This window comes from Nonomuraea sp. NPDC059194 (assembly GCF_042754765.1).
In the GTDB taxonomy this organism is placed as follows: Bacteria; Actinomycetota; Actinomycetes; order Streptosporangiales; family Streptosporangiaceae; genus Nonomuraea.
Genome location: NZ_JBHZBH010000051.1, coordinates 20,388 through 36,613 on the forward strand (window position 1 = coordinate 20,388; position 16,226 = coordinate 36,613).

The 16,226-nt window shown below is 70.1% G+C and carries 14 protein-coding genes; 6 read left to right on the top strand and 8 right to left on the bottom strand.

All coding sequences use genetic code 11. The annotated features are described in order from the left end of the window. The first annotated feature begins 20 nt into the window (after positions 1-20). Genes ACFXJ8_RS38715 through ACFXJ8_RS38740 form a run of 6 tightly spaced genes read left to right on the top strand, consistent with a single transcriptional unit; the run spans position 21 to position 7,420 of the window. Positions 21-1,490, top strand: coding sequence for a sulfatase-like hydrolase/transferase (locus ACFXJ8_RS38715; protein ID WP_379649713.1), 1,470 nt, complete (start codon positions 21-23; stop codon positions 1,488-1,490). After that, on the top strand, positions 1,490-2,254 hold the full coding sequence (locus tag ACFXJ8_RS38720; protein WP_379649715.1) for an ABC transporter permease: 765 nt from the start codon (positions 1,490-1,492) through the stop codon (positions 2,252-2,254). Before ACFXJ8_RS38715 ends, ACFXJ8_RS38720 begins: the two co-directional genes overlap by 1 nt. Then, entirely contained in the window at positions 2,251-3,027 is a 777-nt protein-coding gene (locus tag ACFXJ8_RS38725; protein ID WP_379649717.1) for an ABC transporter ATP-binding protein, read from the top strand. Before ACFXJ8_RS38720 ends, ACFXJ8_RS38725 begins: the two co-directional genes overlap by 4 nt. Further along, positions 3,024-4,007, top strand: a complete 984-nt coding sequence (locus ACFXJ8_RS38730) for an aliphatic sulfonate ABC transporter substrate-binding protein (RefSeq protein WP_379649719.1) — start codon at positions 3,024-3,026, stop codon at positions 4,005-4,007. Before ACFXJ8_RS38725 ends, ACFXJ8_RS38730 begins: the two co-directional genes overlap by 4 nt. Before the next feature lie 53 nt (positions 4,008-4,060). Further along, a complete protein-coding gene (locus tag ACFXJ8_RS38735) occupies positions 4,061-6,457 on the top strand; it encodes a family 20 glycosylhydrolase (RefSeq protein WP_379649721.1) in 2,397 nt (798 codons plus the stop codon). A gap of 51 nt (positions 6,458-6,508) precedes the next feature. Further along, entirely contained in the window at positions 6,509-7,420 is a 912-nt protein-coding gene (locus tag ACFXJ8_RS38740) for a formylglycine-generating enzyme family protein (RefSeq protein ID WP_379649723.1), read from the top strand. 496 nt (positions 7,421-7,916) lie between these two features. Here ACFXJ8_RS38740 and ACFXJ8_RS38745 read toward each other — a convergent pair whose 3' ends face one another. The 8 genes from ACFXJ8_RS38745 to ACFXJ8_RS38780 form a co-directional block, all read right to left on the bottom strand. Then, positions 7,917-9,413 carry a multicopper oxidase family protein gene (locus ACFXJ8_RS38745; protein WP_379649725.1) on the bottom strand — a complete coding sequence of 499 codons (1,497 nt, stop codon included), beginning with the start codon at positions 9,411-9,413 and terminating at the stop codon, positions 7,917-7,919. Between the two features lie 444 nt (positions 9,414-9,857). After that, on the bottom strand, positions 9,858-10,631 hold the full coding sequence (locus ACFXJ8_RS38750) for a class I SAM-dependent methyltransferase (RefSeq protein ID WP_379649726.1): 774 nt from the start codon (positions 10,629-10,631) through the stop codon (positions 9,858-9,860). A 64-nt stretch (positions 10,632-10,695) separates the two neighbouring features. Continuing rightward, complete coding sequence (locus ACFXJ8_RS38755) at positions 10,696-10,887, bottom strand: hypothetical protein (RefSeq protein WP_379649728.1); 192 nt, start codon at positions 10,885-10,887, stop codon at positions 10,696-10,698. Between the two features lie 82 nt (positions 10,888-10,969). Continuing rightward, positions 10,970-11,785: an ABC transporter ATP-binding protein gene (locus ACFXJ8_RS38760; protein WP_379649730.1), complete on the bottom strand. Its 816-nt coding sequence runs from the start codon at positions 11,783-11,785 to the stop codon at positions 10,970-10,972. Beyond that, the gene (locus ACFXJ8_RS38765; RefSeq protein WP_379649732.1) at positions 11,782-12,759 is read right to left on the bottom strand and encodes a FecCD family ABC transporter permease; all 978 of its coding nucleotides are present in this window, start codon (positions 12,757-12,759) and stop codon (positions 11,782-11,784) included. The genes ACFXJ8_RS38760 and ACFXJ8_RS38765 overlap by 4 nt, the downstream gene beginning before the upstream one ends. A gap of 29 nt (positions 12,760-12,788) precedes the next feature. After that, the gene (locus tag ACFXJ8_RS38770; RefSeq protein ID WP_379649734.1) at positions 12,789-13,850 is read right to left on the bottom strand and encodes a FecCD family ABC transporter permease; all 1,062 of its coding nucleotides are present in this window, start codon (positions 13,848-13,850) and stop codon (positions 12,789-12,791) included. Then, positions 13,847-14,857, bottom strand: a complete 1,011-nt coding sequence (locus tag ACFXJ8_RS38775) for an ABC transporter substrate-binding protein (protein WP_379649736.1) — start codon at positions 14,855-14,857, stop codon at positions 13,847-13,849. Before ACFXJ8_RS38775 ends, ACFXJ8_RS38770 begins: the two co-directional genes overlap by 4 nt. Beyond that, a complete protein-coding gene (locus ACFXJ8_RS38780; protein ID WP_379649738.1) occupies positions 14,854-16,188 on the bottom strand; it encodes a hypothetical protein in 1,335 nt (444 codons plus the stop codon). The genes ACFXJ8_RS38775 and ACFXJ8_RS38780 overlap by 4 nt, the downstream gene beginning before the upstream one ends. Positions 16,189-16,226 lie beyond the last annotated feature (38 nt).

The following is a 16,226-nucleotide window of genomic DNA, read 5'->3' on the forward strand; positions in this document are numbered from 1 at the left end:
AAAATACTGAACGGAGCGTCGTGTCCCCTCGCAACGTCCTTATCCTCATGACCGACCAGCATCGGGTCGACACGCTGGGCTGCTACGGCAACCCGGTCGTCCGTACTCCGGCGCTGGACGGGCTGGCGGCCGAGGGCACCAGGTTCGACCGGTTCTACACGCCGACCGCGATCTGCACCCCGGCCCGCGCCTCCCTGTTCACCGGCACGCATCCGTTCCGGCACGGCCTACTCGTCAACCCCGAGCGCAATGGCGGCGCCAAGGACGAGGTGGATGACGACTTCCCCAACTTCGTCGAGCCGCTGCTCGGTGCGGGCTACAACGTGGGCCACGTCGGCAAGTGGCACATCGGGCGCGAGCGGGGCCCTGAGTACTACGGCATGGACGGCGAGCATCTGCCGGGAGCGTTGAACCCGTTCCATCACCCGTCCTACCAGGCCTGGCTCAAGGAGAAGGGACACCCGCCGTTCAAGGTGCGCGACGCCGTCTTCGGCAAGGCGCACAACGACTCCGGACGCGGCCACCTGATCGCCGGACGGCTGGAACAGCCCGTCGAGGCGACCATCGAGACGTTCCTCGCCGACCGGACGATCGAGCTGATCGACCGGTACGCCGCCGACGGGAAGCCGTTCGCGCTGACCTGCAGCTGGTACGGGCCGCATCTGCCGTATCTGCTGCCGGACGCCTACTACGACATGTACGACCCGGCAGACGTCCATCTACCGGCGTCCATGGCCGAGACGTTCGACGGCAAGCCCGACGTCCAGCGCCGGTACGCCGAGTACTGGTCGGCCGACCATTTCGACGCCGACGCGTGGCGCAAGCTCATCGCCGTCTACTGGGGCTACGTCACGATGATCGACGAGCAGGCTGGGCGGATCCTCGACCGGCTACGCCATCACGGCCTCTGGGACGACACCGCGGTCGTGTTCACCGCCGACCACGGCGAGTTCACCGGATCGCACCGGCTCAACGACAAGGGCCCGGCGATGTACGAGGACATCTACCGGATCCCGGGGATCATCCGGGTCCCGGGCACGCCTGTCCGCGCGGTGGACGAGTTCGCGACGCTGATCGATCTGCACGCGACGATCCTGGACCTGGCCGGGCTCCCGGTCGGCGACCCCTGCGACGGCCGGAGCCTGCTGCCGCTGATCAACGGCGAGGGCGACCCGCGTCCCGAGGTGGTCGCCGAGTTCCACGGACACCATTTCCCGTACTCGCAACGGATGATCCGCGACCGCCGGTACAAGTTCGTCTTCAACCCTGAAAGCGTCCACGAGCTGTACGACCTGGACGTCGATCCGCACGAGCTCCACAACGTCTACGCCGCGCCCGCCTACGCGGACGTACGGCGGGACATGACCGTCCGGCTTTACCGGGAGCTGCTGCGCCGAGGCGACCCGGCCTACACCTGGATGAGCTACATGGCCGACATCGGCACGGGCCGCGCACCCGACGTCGACGGCGTCGCCGATGAGGTGGCGTGATGGCCGCCTCAGGCCAGAACAGGGCGCGGACCGTCCTGCTGACGACCGCCTCGGGTTTCCTGGGCGTCGCGGTCTGGATCGGGCTGTCCAAGAGCGGGATCGACGGGTTCCCCGGCCCGGTGTCGGTCGCCGACCGTGCCCGTGACCTGATCGAGCAGGGCACGCTGCTCAGCGACCTGCTCGCAAGCCTCCAGCGGGTACTGCTCGGCTTCGTGCTCGGCGTCGCATTGGCGGTCCCGGTCGGGTTCGCGATGGGCTGGTATCCGGTGGTGCGCGGGCTGTTCGAGCCGTGGCTCCAGTTCTTCCGGATGATCCCACCGCTGGCGATCATCCCGCTGGCGATCGTGCTGATGGGCATCGATGAGACCCCGAAGGTCTTCGTGATCTTCCTGGCCGCGTTCCTCTCCTCGGTGGTCTCCACCTACCAGGGCGTCATCTCGGTCGACAAGACGCTGATCAACGCGGCGCGGGTGCTCGGAGCGGGGGATCGGCGGCTGTTCATCGACGTGGTGGTGCCGGCGTCGACCCCGTTCATCCTGGTCGGCATGCGGATCGGGCTCGGGGCGTCCTGGGCGACCGTCGTGGCGGCCGAGCTGATCGCCTCGCAGGGCGGGCTCGGCTACCGGATGCAGCAGGCGCAGCTCTACTACGAACTGCCGACCATCTTCGTGTCGCTGATCATGATCGGGCTCGTCGGGCTCGCGATGGACCGCCTGCTGCTGCTCGCCGAGCGGCGGCTGACCGGATGGCAGGAGCGCCGATGAACAAGATCTCATTCCGGGACGTCACCCACCGGTTCGCGACGTTCACCGCGCTGGACCACGTCTCGCTCGACATCACCGACGGCGAGTTCGTCACGGTCGTCGGGCCGTCCGGCTGCGGCAAGAGCACGCTGCTGAACCTCGCCGCCGGGCTGCTGGAACCGGGCGTTGGCACCGTCGAGGTGGATGGGAAGCGGGTCGAGGGACCCGGCCCCGAGCGCGGCGTCATCTTCCAGCAGTACGCGCTGTTCCCCTGGATGAGCGCCCGCAAGAACGTCGAGTTCGGACTGAAGATCGCCGGTGTGCCGAAAAAGGAGCGCCGCGCGACCGCCGAGCACTACCTCGACCTGGTCGGCCTGGCGGACTTCGCCGACGCGCTGCCGAAGACGCTGTCCGGCGGGATGAAGCAGCGGTGCGCGATCGCCCGCGCCTACGCGGTGAACCCATCGGTGCTGCTGATGGACGAGCCGTTCGGCGCGCTCGACGCGCTGACCCGCGTCCAGCTCCAGGACGGGCTCCTGGACACCTGGACCAGGGAGCGGCGGACCGTCATGTTCATCACCCATGACGTGGACGAGGCCGTCTACCTGGCCGGACGGGTGATCGTCATGGCCGCGCGCCCGGGCCGTGTCCACAAGGTCATCGACGTCGACCTGCCCTATCCCCGCACCGAGGAGATCCGGCTGTCGCCGGAGTTCGACGAGCTCCGCCGACAGGTGTGGACGGCCGTGTATCACCAGCCCCCCGCCACGACATCCGAAGGGACCAACCCATGAGAACCCTGCGACTCCTGGTCGCGTCGCTCCTACTGGTGCCGCTCGCGGCCTGCGGCGCCGAGGACGACGCCGGTGGAAAGACCGTCACGTTCGGCTACACCGCCGACTTCGCCGGTGCGGCCACCCTCGCCGCCGCCGACAAGCTCGGCCTGTGGAAGAAGGCCGGCCTGAAGCCGGAGCTGAAGGTCTTCACCAACGGGCCTCTGCAGATCCAGGCGCTCGGCGCGGGCAGCCTCGACTTCGGCTACATCGGCCCCGGCGCCACGTGGCTCCCCGCGTCCGGCAAGGCCAAGATCATCGCCGTGAACATGCTCGGCCAGGCCGACCGGATCATCGCCGCGCCGAAGTCGGGGATCACCGACCTCGCCGGATTGCGCGGCAAGAAGATCGCGGTGCCCGAGGGCACGTCCGGCGACATGCTGCTCCAACTCGCGCTGAAGAAGGCGGGGCTGACCGCGAAGGACGTGCAGCGGGTGCCGATGGACCCGAGCACCGTCGTGACCGCCTTCGCGTCCGGCCAGGTGGACGCCGCCGCGATCTGGTACCCGCTGATCGACACCATCAAGAAGCGCACGCCGGACCTGGTCGAGCTGTCGAAGAACGCCGACTTCTTCCCGGCCATGTCGTTCCCCAGCTCGTTCGTCGCCCGCAACGAGGCCGTGAAGGACGACCCGGCGACGGTGAGCAAGGTCATCAAAGTCCTGCAGCAGGCCGGCGACTGGGTGAACGGGCACACCGCCGAGGCCGAGACGACGGCCGCCGCTTTCCTCAAGGTACCGCCTGCCCAGCTCAAGGGCTCGTCCGCCGTCACCAAGACCTTCACCTCGGCCGAGCTGATCGAGCTCAGCGGCGACGGGACCGTGAACGGCTGGTTCAAGGGCCTGTCCGACATTTTCGTCGCCATGGGCAAGCTCCCTTCCTCTCCTGACCCGGCCACCTACTACCTCTCGAACCTCTACACGAACGCCGGCAGCAAATGATCCAGCCCGGCCGGCGCCCGTCGGCCGGGCCACCGCCGAGGAGGCTCACCCCCATGCCCCATCGCCGCACTCCCTCGTCCCGCCGTCGCAGAACCGCGGCCGCCATCGCGGCCGTCCTCACCACCGCCGTCCTCTCCCCGCTCGGCGCCGCTCCGGTGCACGCCGCGCCGTCCGCCGCACCCGTCAACATGGCCCGGTCGGGCGTCGCGTCCGCGTCCAGCGTCGAGCTCGACCGCGACTCGTTCGCGGCCTCCGGGGTCAACGACGGCGACATCGGCACCCGCTGGTCGTCGAAGTACGCCGACGACAACTGGGTGCAGATCGAACTCGCCGCCGACTCGAAGATCGACCACGTCACCCTCGTCTGGCCGAACGCCTGCGCCCGCGACTTCGCGTTGCAGACGTCCGCGGACGGCGTCACCTGGAAGACCGTCACCCGGCTGCAGCGCGACACCTGCCCTCGCACCGACACGATCGATGTCGGGGCGACGGCGCGGTACGTGCGAATGCAGGGCTATCAGCGCTGGTCGTCCTACGGCTACTCGATCTCGGAGTTCCAGATCTGGGACCGTCCCGCCGTACGGTCGCTCGGCCTGGTGCCGAAGCCGGTCTCCGTCACCGAATCCGGCGGCCGCGGCTACCGGCTCGCCCCATCCACCGTCATCGCCGCGGTCGGCGACGGAGCCGAGGCGCCCGCCGCCTACCTCGCGAAGGTGCTCCGGCCGTCCACCGGCTACCGGCTGCCGGTCGTGTCCGCCCGGACCGGACCCAAGCCGATCATCGTGAAGGTCGGCTCGGGCCTCGGCCCGTCCGGCCGACCGGAGGGCTACGAGCTCACCGCGAACCCGTCGAAGATCACCATCGAGGCGTCCACCGCCGACGGCGCACTCAACGGGGTGCAGACCCTCCGGCAGCTGTTCCCACAGTGGGTGGAGTCGCGGGCGAAGGTCCGCACCGCCTGGACGGTCCCGCAGGTCCGGATCACCGACTACCCGCGGTTCGCCCACCGCGGCATGATGCTCGACGTCGCGCGCAGCTTCTACCCGGTGGACGAGGTCAAGAAGTACATCGACACGGCCGCCCAGTTCAAGATCAACCGGCTGCACCTGCATCTGACCGATGACCAGGGCTGGCGGATCGCGATCGACACGCCGGCCGACAACCCCTCGGGAATCGACTACCCGCGGCTCACCTCGGTGTCCGGCGGCACCGCGATGACCTACAACTCCAGCGGGCAGCAGATGGGCACCGAACTCGGTGTCACCGGCTACTACACCACGGCCGACTACGCCGAGATCGTCCGGTACGCCGGGGCGAACGGCATGACCGTCGTCCCAGAGATCGACATGCCCGGCCACACCAACGCCGCGCTTCACGCGATCCCGCAGCTGAACAGCGCAGGGTCCAAGCCCGCGCTGAAGCCGGGCGAGACCACCGTCCCCGCCAACGGCACCCCGAATGTCGGGTACTCCTCGTTCGACGCCGCGAACCCGGCCACCTACGAGTTCACCAAGCAGGTCCTCACCCAGATCGCGGCGATGACGCCCGGCCCGTACCTGCACATCGGCGGGGACGAGTCGCACAGCACCAGCGGCGCCGACTACACCACCATGGTCGACGCCTTCACCGGACAGGTGAACGCGCTCGGCAAGACCGTCGTCGGCTGGAACGAGACCGCCCGCACCGCGCTACCCAAGGACAATGCGGTCATCCAATACTGGAACGGCAACACGGCCACCGTCGCCGATGCCGTCAACTCCAAGGGCGCCAAGGTGATCCTTTCCCCGGCCGCCAACACCTACGTCCCGCAGAAGCAGGACTCGCGGCAGCCGCAGGGCGGCACCTGGGCCTGCGGCGGGCCGTGCGGCCTCGACCGGCACTACGGCTGGAACCCCGGAACCTACGTCGCCGGGATCTCCGAAAGCGACGTCCTCGGCGTGGAGTCGGCGCTGTGGGGCGAGTTCATTCGGCGCCTCCCGCAGGCGGAGTACTACAGCTACCCCCGGCTCATCGCCACCGCCGAAGTCGGCTGGACGCCGCAGTCCCAGCGTGACTACATCGACTTCACGGGCCGGCTCGCCGCCGTCGGCGGGCGGCTGACGCTCCAGGGCGTCAACTTCTTCCCGACCGCCGACGTCCCCTGGCGGACCGCCGCACTCGGCGCCGACAGGACCGTCCACGCGGGCTCGCCCGCCGGCGCGACCTGGACCGTCACCGCCCCCGCGGCCGGCACGCTCACCGGCACCATCACCTGGAACGACGGCGTCACGGAGAACGTCACCCTCAACACCGCACGCGCCGCCGACATCCCGGGCATGCGCGGCAACGACACGTTCACCGCCGTGTCGAACCGGACGTTCGACACACCCGGGACCCGCACCGCCACTCTCATCCTCCGGCCACCCGGCCAGGCGCCCGTGGAAGCGCCGCTGACCCTGACCGTCTCCTGAACCGGTGTGCGGGGACGGGCCGTCCCGTCCCCGCACACCTCACCGGAAGCCATGACCTCACCTGACACCCCTGCCTGCTGCGCCGCCTCGCGCGCCGAGACTCCCGCCGCCGCCCCGGCCGGCCCGCTGCCGCCGTCCACCGTCGCCCCGCGGACTTCGCCGCGCCTCAACGGCATGATCCTGCTGCCGGGCGGCGTCTTCCGGATGGGCAACGAGGACGCGAACGCCAATCCCTTCGACGGCGAAGGCCCCGTCCGCGACGTCCAGGTCGAACCGTTCCGGATCGACCCGCACACCGTCACCAACGCCCATTTCGCCCGGTTCATCCGGGAGACCGACTACCGGACCGAAGCCGAACGTTACGGCTGGTCGTATGTCTTCAAGGGCCTGCTCCCCCAGGACGTGGCGCGCGTGGCGCCGTCCCCGCCGGGGACACCGTGGTGGCGCGCCATCGAGGGCGCGACCTGGAAGCACCCCGAAGGCCCCGGCAGCGACATCCAGAACCGCCAGAAGCACCCCGTCGTCCACGTCTCCTGGAACGACGCTGCCGCCTACGCCACCTGGGCCGGCAAACGCCTGCCCACCGAGGCCGAATGGGAGTACGCCGCACGCGGCGGCCTCGACCAGGCCACCTACCCGTGGGGCAACGAACTGCGGCCACGCGGCCAGGACCGCTGCAACATCTGGCGAGGCCGCTTCCCCGACCACCACGACACACGCCCTGGGACTGTCGCCGTCGACTCCTACCGTCCCAACGCCTTCGGCCTCTACAACACCGTCGGCAACGTCTGGGAATGGTGCGCCGACGCGTTCACCGACACCGGCGACACCCGTGCCATGCGCGGCGGCTCGTACCTCTGCCACGACTCCTACTGCAACCGCTACCGCGTCGCCGCCCGCACCGCCAACACCCCCGACTCCACCACTGGCAACACCGGCTTCCGCTGCGCCGCCGACGCCTAATAAGAAATGACGAGCATCCGAGCGAAAAGTCCCGTTTGTAGACGCCCCAGCTAACTATTTGATCTTCTGCTCGCCCGGACGAGAAGCCGCAGCTGCCGAAGGACCACGCGAGCAGCGATGTCAGCAGTGCGGCGAGAAGGCTCGGTCCTCTGGGGCGAATCTCACCCTGGTATCGGGGCCGAGGCGCCGTTCAAGGACGTGATCTGGTGACGCAGGGCGAGAATCTGGATGTCCTTGGCCCGATCACTCATGCGGCAACCGCAGCGCGGCGAAGGCGTTCGTGACGGTCAGGTAGGCCAGGCGAAGGAGCACTACTGATCATCATGCCGCACGCGTTTCACTCCCTGGCGGCCGGAGCTCGCGCAGCCTAGGCGAAGCCCAACAAGGCCATGACCTGGGCGGATGAAATCATCGGCAGGCGCACAGCCGCCCGGACGCCCGGAGACGGCCATTCCCTCGTGAGCAGAGCCGCCGCTTCTCCAGGGGGCGACGTGCCCTACCCGCCGTGGCCAGTGTGTATGGGCGGGAGGGTGCGGGGGGTGCGGGTTTCGGTGCCGGGCTGGACGATGACGAACTGGCCCATCATGCCGTCGTCTTCATGGCGCAGGATGTGGCAGTGGTACATGTATGGCGAGGCGGGGTCGGTGAAGGTGCCGAACGGGACGGCGAGGCGGGCTATGGAGTCTTCGGGCAGGTAGACGGTGTCCTTGCGGCCGGCCAGGTAGGCCGGTGGGGGCCGGCCGTTGATGTCGAGGATTTGGAAGGCCACCTCGTGGATATGGAAGTTGTGGTCGGCGTCGGAGTTGGTGATCTCCCAGATCTCGGTGGCGCTGGCCGGGATGACCAGGTCGATCCGGGTCGGGTCCATGGCCAGCCCGTTGATCAGCCGGCGGTCGTCGAGGTCGAAGCGGCGCACTACCGCGTTGCCCGGCACTCGGACCGGCTGCAGGCCGGCCAGCCTGCCCGGTACGGGCGGGGAGGGCTTGAGCTGGGCGGCGGCGACGAGCAGGAGGATGTCGAAATCGTCCTCGCCGAGATCATCCTCGCCCTCGGTGGTGCGCAGCAGCACCTGCTCGCCGGCGGTCAACGGCACCACGATCTGCAGACGTTCGGCGGGACTGATGGTGACCCGCTCGACCTCCACCGGGGCGGCCAGCAGGCCGGAGTCGGTGCCGATGACCTGGAAGGTGCGATTGTCGGCGAAGCCCAGGTGGTAGACGCGGGCGTTGGAGCCGTTCAGGATGCGCAGGCGCACCCGTTCGCTGGTGACCCGCAGGTGCGGCCGGTAGGTGCCGTTGACCAGGATCGTGTCGCCCAGAATGCCGTCGTCGCCGCCGTGCGGGTCGCCGCTGAAGGAGCCGTCCTCGGCGAAGAACTTGTCCTGGATGATCAGCGGGACGTCATCCACACCGTAGTTGGACGGAAGCTCGGGTTCTGCCTCGTCGTCGATGATGAACAGCCCGGCCAGGCCGCGATACACGTGCGTGGCGGTCTGCCCGTGGGGGTGCGGGTGGTACCAGTTCGTGGTGGCCGGCTGGATGATCGTCCACTGCGGGCTCCAGGTCGCGCCTGCTGCGATGGGCTGGTGCGGGCCGCCGTCGGCGGCCGCGGGCAGGGCCATGCCGTGCCAGTGCACGGTGGTGGTTTCCGGCAGCTGATTGCGGACGGTCATCGCGATCGTGTCGCCCCGCGCGGCCCGCAACGTCGGGCCGAGGAAGCTCCCGTTGTAACCCCAGGTCGGCGTTTGGGTGCCGGGCACGATCTGCGTGCGGCCTGTCTGAGCGATCAGCTCGAAGTGCCGCACCCCGGCGGCATCACGCGCAGGCTGCAGGATCGGCGGCACATTCACCGCCTGAGGGAAGCCGGTGGGGGCGGGGCTGATGGGAGTGGGCCTGGCGGCGCCGGTGGGGGGTGCGGTGGTGACAGTCTGCCGGGCGCTGCAGGCGGTCAGCCCGGCGAGCGAGGCGAGCGTGAGAAAACGACGTCGATTCACCAGCGTCTCCTGACCAGGGCATTGTGGCCACAGGCAGGCTAAGGCCGCTTCTCCGGATAGCAGCGGCACCCGCCGCGCCGCTGCCCCTTGATGACCCGGCTTTCAACCGGTCCTGGAGCGGCACGAACTTCCATTTTAGCTGTTGGAGGGGCACGCCTGGGCTACTCGACTTCTTCGGCGGCGTTCGGCGGGCGGGCTGGGGAAACGGGCTGATCGCAAGGTCCGCGCCGCGTCCCGGCCCGACCCACCAACGAACAGCATTTCCCAAGTCAGGAGCCCTATGGGAGGGGGGTCTGTCGTGCTGAGCGAAGTTCCTGCAGGTCGGGGATGTGGTTGTAGAGGGTGCCGACCGAGACACCCAGCAGCTTGGCGATGGAGGATTCTCGAAGACCAGAGATTTAAAGATCATCTGCGCTGGGGATGCACGAGGAGACACGGCAGATCTCAATGCTTCACAGTCTGCCGGCGCACGGCTACGAGGACTACGTCGTCTCCGGCCTGCCAGACTGTCCCAACCTGGTCGAAGCCGGCACGGCGAAGGAGTTGCTCATGGACGGCGGCCGACACGCGGTGGTCGCCGTCGCCTGCGCCACTCCGTTCCCGCTCGGCGACGAGGCCAGCCAGTTCTCGATCCCGCGTAGCCGCCTGCCACCAGGCAGCCCAGTCCTCCCCGCTGGCGACTCGGCTGCGACGCAGGGCAGCAGCGATGCCGGCGATCATCGGCTGCTCGTCGTAGAGGTTGTCGGCGTTGATGAAGAGGCCGCCGGGTCGTATCACGTCGGCCAGTTCCAGGTAGAGGTCGGCGAGAGTCTCAGCCGGCAGATAGTGCAAGGCTGTTGACGAGATGGCAGCGTCCACCGCGCTGTTGAGGCCGGTCAGCGCCGACCAGCCCGGACGGCGCAGATCCGCCTCGGCGAACTGAGCGGTATGCCCGTAGACGCTTCTGGCCAGTGCGAGCAGGAGCGGGTCGTTATCGACTCCCATGGCGCGCGCTGAGGGCAACCGCCGACACACCCTCGCCGTGAGTGAGCCGGGGCCGCAGCCCAGGTCCAGCACGAGTGGCCGGTCACAACCGGCCAGAGCGTGGCAGAGGGTGTCACAGATCACGTCGAACCGTCTTTCCCGATCGGCGACATATCTCTCCTGCTGCGCGTCCCACCGCCGTAGCCACGCGCTGGCGACCTGCGGGTCGAGGGGTCGCGCTGTGTCCGATGTCATGAGGAGGTACCTCCCAGGTGTCGAATGGAATGGGCTGGCTCTGGCCCGGAGCTTCGAGTCGCGGTCACTCGTGTCCCCACCAACGTGGTGGCACCGAGCCGCCCGCGCCGCAGCACGCGTCCAGCACCCGGTCACCCGGCTGTATGCCTGCGAGGTCCACGCAAGCCTGACCGATCGGGTTCCACGGGTGGGGTGCCAGGCGGACGAAGTCGGCGGCCGCGCGGTCGAAGACATCGGCGATCTTCAAGGTATCCATGCTGTGTCCCTTTCGTATGGGTCACCGGAAGTAGGGCCGGGCGCGCTGGGACGACCCCTGGGCGGCCGATGGACGAAGCCGATCAAGTGAAGTGGTGCTCGGCGACGGTCGGGCTACGCAGGGGGTGGTCGATCAGGCAGCGGGGCGTGCCGTGTACCTCGTCGGGCACGACCCGGCCGGCGACGGCGAACACCTGGGCGAGGAGGTCGGGCGTCACCACTCGGGCGGGCGGGCCGTCGGCGTGCACGCCACCGTCGCGCAGGGCCACGATCCGCTCGGCGAATCTGGCGGCGTGATCCAGTTGGTGCAGCACCGCTACGACGGTCAGCCCCTTGGCGGCCCGTAGTTCCCGGACGAGGGTGAGGACCTCCAACTGGTGGCGGACGTCCAGATGGGCTGTCGGCTCGTCAAGCAGGAGGACGTCCGTCTCCTGGGCGACGGCCAGCGCGAGCCGGGTGCGTTGCCGTTCGCCTCCCGACAGCGTGTCCAGCAGCCGGTCGGCCAGGTGGGCGACACCGGCCAGCTCGAGAGCCTCCTCCGTGCGCTGGTCACGATCCGGCGCCCACAGCATGCCGAGCGGCCCGCGGCTCGGGTAGCGGCCCTGCAGCACCAGTTGCCTGACGGTCAGTCCGGGCACGGGAGGCAGGCTCTGGTGGAGCACGGCCATGCGGCGCGCGACGGCCCGCCGTGACAGCGACGCGAGCGGCGTCCCGTCCAGCAGCACCGTCCCCGCGTCCGGGGACAGCAGCCCGGCCATGAGCTTGAGCAGGGTGGACTTGCCGCAGCCGTTCACGCCGACGAACGCGACGAACTCGCCGGAGCCGATGGTCAGATCGACTCCCGACAGCACGTCCCGCCTGCCGTAGGAGAAGGTGAGGTCGCGCACCTCGATACTCATGATTGTCTCTCTTTCCGGGCCACGGCGATCAGGATGGCGGCGCCCGCCAGAGCGGTCACCACGCCTGTCGGCAGGCCGAGACGGTGGGCGAGGTCGCCTCCGGACACGAGCCGCGTGAGGCCTTGGGCGGCGGCGTCGGCGCCGGTCAGCACGATGGCCCCGGTCAGGGCGGCGGATGGCACTGCCCAGCGGGGACGTCCCCGGGCCGCCCAGCGCGCCACGTGCGGGACCAGCAGGCCGACAAAGGCCAGCGCGCCCGCCAGGCTGGCCGCTCCGGCGGCCAGCGCGACCGCCGCGGTCAGCGCCATCACTCTGGCGGCGCGCGGCGGCAGCCCGAGCGCCGCGGCGTGCTCATCGCCCCCGGCCAGCACGCCCAGCGCGACCGATCCGAGCCAGACCAGGGCGATCCAGCCGAGAATCCACCAGGAGGCGAAGGCGAGGTGATCCCAGACCCGGCCCTCCACCGAGCCGATCAGCCAGCGCAGGGCGTTGCCGAACCGGCTGGGCTGGTAGGCCAGCAGCAGGGTGATGAGCCCGGCCAGCAGCGCCGAGCCGAGCAGCCCGGCGATGATCACCTGGCCAGGTCCGCGGCGCGCGGCGAGGATCCAGCTGAGGCCTCCGCCCAGCGTTCCGCCCGCGAGAGCGGCGGCCAGCGCGCCGGAGACCGAGTCGGCGGGGAAGATCCCCAAAGCCATCCCGCCGAGGATGCCGAGGACCGCTCCGGGGTTGACGCCGGTGAACTCCGGTGCCGCCAGCGGATTGCGCAGCGCTGACTGCAACAGGAAGCCGGCCACACCGAGACCCGCGCCGGCCAGCAGCGCCGTCAACAGGCGCGGCAGGCCGAGCTCCCACAGGATGCGCTCGTCCAGGCCGTCGGGGACCCCGTCCAGGACTCCCGCCAGCGTCTGGAGGGACAGGCCTGGGGACAGGATGTGAGTGCCGGCGACCAAGGTCAGCGTCGAGAGTGCCGCCATCGATATCAGCATGCTTCTTGTCGATGAACTCATGTGAGCCGTCCTCGCAGCAGCACGGCTCCGACCAGCACGCCGACCAGGGCGGTCCAGGCGCCGAGCGGCGTCTCGACCGGCGCGAGCGCCAGCCGGGCGGCCAGGTCCGCGGTCGCGGTCACCACGGCGCCGAGCGCCGCCGTCCACGGCAGCCACGTCCTGGCCTCCCCGCGCGGGCGCAGCCTTCTGGCCAGCAGGGGTGCGACGAAACCCACCCAGGCGATCGGCCCGCAGGGTCCGGTGACGGCGCCGACCAGCAGGGCGGCGACGGCCAGCACGCCCAGCCGAGCTCCGGCGACCCGGCTGCCGAGCGCTGCCGCGGCCTCGTCCCCGAGCCTGAGCAGCCCCAGCGCCGGCACGCACAGCAGCACGAAAGGCAGGGCGACGGCGAACCAGGGCAGCGTCTGGCCGACCTGCTCCCACAACACGCCGCTCAGGCTGCCGACCAGGTAGCGGAAGAGCAGGTCGTACTGGAGCCGGTCGGCGGCGGCCATGACCGACAGCAGAAGCGCCTGGATCGCGGTGGAGACCGCGACGCCGATCAGCAGGACACTCTGGGCGCTGCGGCCGGTGCGGGCGGCGGTCAGGGTGAGCACGCCGCCGATCGCCGCACCGCCCAGCCCGACCAGCGGGTGCAGTCCGCCCGGCACCGGCAGCCCCCACACCACGCAGACGGCCACGGCCAGCGCGGCCCCCGAGGACACTCCGATCAGCTCGGGTACGGCCAGCGGGTTGCGCAGCGACTCCTGCAGCAGGAGCCCCGCGGTGCCTATGGCCGCACCGCCGAGCAACGCGATGACCAGTCTCGGCACACGCAGTTCCCATACCACCACGTACTCCAGCGACGCGGGGTCACCGAACACACCGGGCAGCCGGTGCGGCGCGACGAAGGGGGTGCCAAGGCTCAACCCGGCCGCCACCAGCACGGCCAGGACGAGGGCGAGCATGCTGATCGCGACCGCGGCAGGCAGCTGCCGGGCGCCCGGATCGGCGCCCGGCGGGACGGACAGGAGCGGGGGCGCGGCCGGGCCGCGCCCCCTGTGCTGTGCTCGAGTCACCCGGCCGCCTTGGCCAGGGCTTCGTCGAGGATGAGGCCGAACGCTCTGGTGCCGCGGCCGGAGGCCCACAGCTCCGGCCGCACCTCGAACACCTTGCCTGAGGCGACAGCGGGGATCCGCTTCCACACGGGGTGGTCGCGATAGGTCTCGCTGACCGGCTTGGCGCCCCCGAAGGCGAACGACTGGATGAAGACCACCTGGGGAGCCTTGGCCAGGATCTCCTCGATGCTGTAGGCCTGCGCCGTCTCGAACCCGCCGCCCTTGCTCGGCCAGGGATAGCCGAAGAACTGTGACAGGAAGTCGCCCAGCACGTCGTCGGTGGTGTTGACACCCACGGAGCTGCCGCCGTACATGGCCAGGACCGGCATGTCAGTCAGTCCCTTTGCTCGCGCGTCGGCCCGGCCCGCGGCGAGCTTGGCCCTGAACGTGTTCTCCGCTTCTGCCTGCTGTGCGCCCCGCCCGGTGAGAGCGGCCATGGCACGCAGGTAGGTGATGGAATCCTCGTAGTCGTCGACCTCCACGACCCACAGCGGGGCGAACTTCTCCACCGCTGCCCGGAGCTGGTCGTGGACCCCGGCCAGGCCGATGACGAGATCGGGCTTGGCCTGGGCGATCTTGGCCACATCCTCGCCGCCGAAGCTGCCCGGGATCACCGGCACCTTGGCCCCTTCCTCGCCCAGATAATCGGGCCTGGACAGCAGCTTGGGCGTGGTCGTCGCGGCGGGCACCAGCCCGAGCTCGACCAGCATGTCATCGCACAGGCCGGTCAGGCAGACGATCCGCTCGGGTGCCTTCTTGAGGGTCAGCCGCTTGCCTGCCGGGTCGGTGACGCTGAGCGAGGCGGCGACGGGCGAGGCTGCTGGAACGGCGGAGGGAGCAGCAGAGGTCGCCGCGCCGGGCGCGGACGGATTCGGCTTGGAGTCTGCCACGGGGGTCGTGGTCTGCCCGCATCCGGCGAGCAGCGCCACCCCTGCCACCACGGTGAGCGCGGCGAGCTTGCGGATCATCGGCCGACCTTGTCGACGCTGTCGCGGCCGGGGGTGACGACGGTGACCGCGCCGCCGCCGTCCAGGCTGGTGGGCGTGGTGATGGTGTCCACCACCCTGCCCAGATCGGGAGAGATGACGGAGATCTTTCCAGTGCCGCCGCCGGTGACGTACGCCAGGGCGCCGGTGGGTTCCAGAGCGATCCGGCGCAGCTGGGTGCCCCACGGAGAAGTTCCCGGTACCGGGCCGCCGGGCAGCTTCGGCAGGGTGACCGTGGAGGCGACCGTGCCGTAGCCGGCCGAGCCCGGGCGCACGTTCACGAAGGAGACCTGGTCGCGGTCGGGCTGCTGGAGGGCGTACCCGGCGAAGCGGTCCGACAGGCCATGTCTGAACAGGAAACCGTTGCCGAGCGGCGCCGTCGTGGAGCGCCCGGTGACGGGGTTGACGAGGAAGGCCTCGTGACGCCACGTCGGCCAGTCCGCGCTGGACTCGTCGGAGGAGTAGGTGGCCAGGCGGCGGCCGTCGGCGCTGACCCGCACGTAGTACGCGCGGCCCGTCGCGGGCCAGGCGATGGTCCGCACCGGCGAGAGCCGCCCCGACTCCACGCGGGCGACGTCCAGGCCCGCGTCCGTCGCTCCCAGGACCAGGCCGCCGGTGTGCCCCTCGCCGTGACCGTGCGCGCCGATGGGCGAGGTGCTTGTCGGCTCCAGGTGGCCGCCCGCTCCGGCGATGATCGCGGTGATCGGGAACGTCTCGAAGCGGTTGTCGGCGTCGTTGCGGTGCACCACGGTGTCTCCGCTGATGACCACGCCGGGGTGCCCGGTGTGGATCTCGACCGTGGAAGGCCGGTAGGTGCGCAGGTCAACGACGGTAAGGGTGCCATGACCTTCCTCCTCTTCCTGCGCGCCGGCCTCCTCGTGGTCGTGTTCCCCGGCCGCGGCGACGACCGCGTGGTGGCCGCTGTCGTCGGCGGCCAGGTGGGTGACCTCGCCCTCGGGCAGCGGCGCGGTGCCGACCACGCGCGGGGTACCGCTGACCTGGAGCGCCACCAGCTCACGGTTGGCCTCGTCGACGAAGAGCACGCGCCCGTCCCGCAGCGGCAGCAGCCCCGCGTGATCAGCGAACGTACGGCCGGTCAGGGTGACCAGCCGCCGGTGCGAGGGGATGGCGTAGACGTGCACGCTCCCGGCCGCCGCGTCGGCGACGACGAGCCGTGACCGGGCGCCGACGGCTTGGGTCGCAGCGTCGGCCGTAGGGTCCGGGGCGGGCTCGGCAGCCGCCGTGGTGGGGGTGACGAGCAGGCCCAGGGCGAGTGCCGCGGTACCTCCGGCGAAAAGCGCTCTGCGGCGCATCGAACCTCCGGTATGAAAATCATTTCTCATATGGACAT

Coding starts and splice junctions, on each gene's coding strand:
- ACFXJ8_RS38720 (WP_379649715.1), top strand. CDS start 1,490: ATGGCCGCCTCAGGCCAGAACAGGGCGCGGACCGTCCTGCTGACGACC.
- ACFXJ8_RS38725 (WP_379649717.1), top strand. CDS start 2,251: ATGAACAAGATCTCATTCCGGGACGTCACCCACCGGTTCGCGACGTTC.
- ACFXJ8_RS38730 (WP_379649719.1), top strand. CDS start 3,024: ATGAGAACCCTGCGACTCCTGGTCGCGTCGCTCCTACTGGTGCCGCTC.
- ACFXJ8_RS38735 (WP_379649721.1), top strand. CDS start 4,061: ATGCCCCATCGCCGCACTCCCTCGTCCCGCCGTCGCAGAACCGCGGCC.
- ACFXJ8_RS38740 (WP_379649723.1), top strand. CDS start 6,509: ATGACCTCACCTGACACCCCTGCCTGCTGCGCCGCCTCGCGCGCCGAG.
- ACFXJ8_RS38750 (WP_379649726.1), bottom strand. CDS start 10,631: ATGACATCGGACACAGCGCGACCCCTCGACCCGCAGGTCGCCAGCGCG.
- ACFXJ8_RS38755 (WP_379649728.1), bottom strand. CDS start 10,887: ATGGATACCTTGAAGATCGCCGATGTCTTCGACCGCGCGGCCGCCGAC.
- ACFXJ8_RS38760 (WP_379649730.1), bottom strand. CDS start 11,785: ATGAGTATCGAGGTGCGCGACCTCACCTTCTCCTACGGCAGGCGGGAC.
- ACFXJ8_RS38765 (WP_379649732.1), bottom strand. CDS start 12,759: ATGGCGGCACTCTCGACGCTGACCTTGGTCGCCGGCACTCACATCCTG.
- ACFXJ8_RS38775 (WP_379649736.1), bottom strand. CDS start 14,857: ATGATCCGCAAGCTCGCCGCGCTCACCGTGGTGGCAGGGGTGGCGCTG.
- ACFXJ8_RS38780 (WP_379649738.1), bottom strand. CDS start 16,188: ATGCGCCGCAGAGCGCTTTTCGCCGGAGGTACCGCGGCACTCGCCCTG.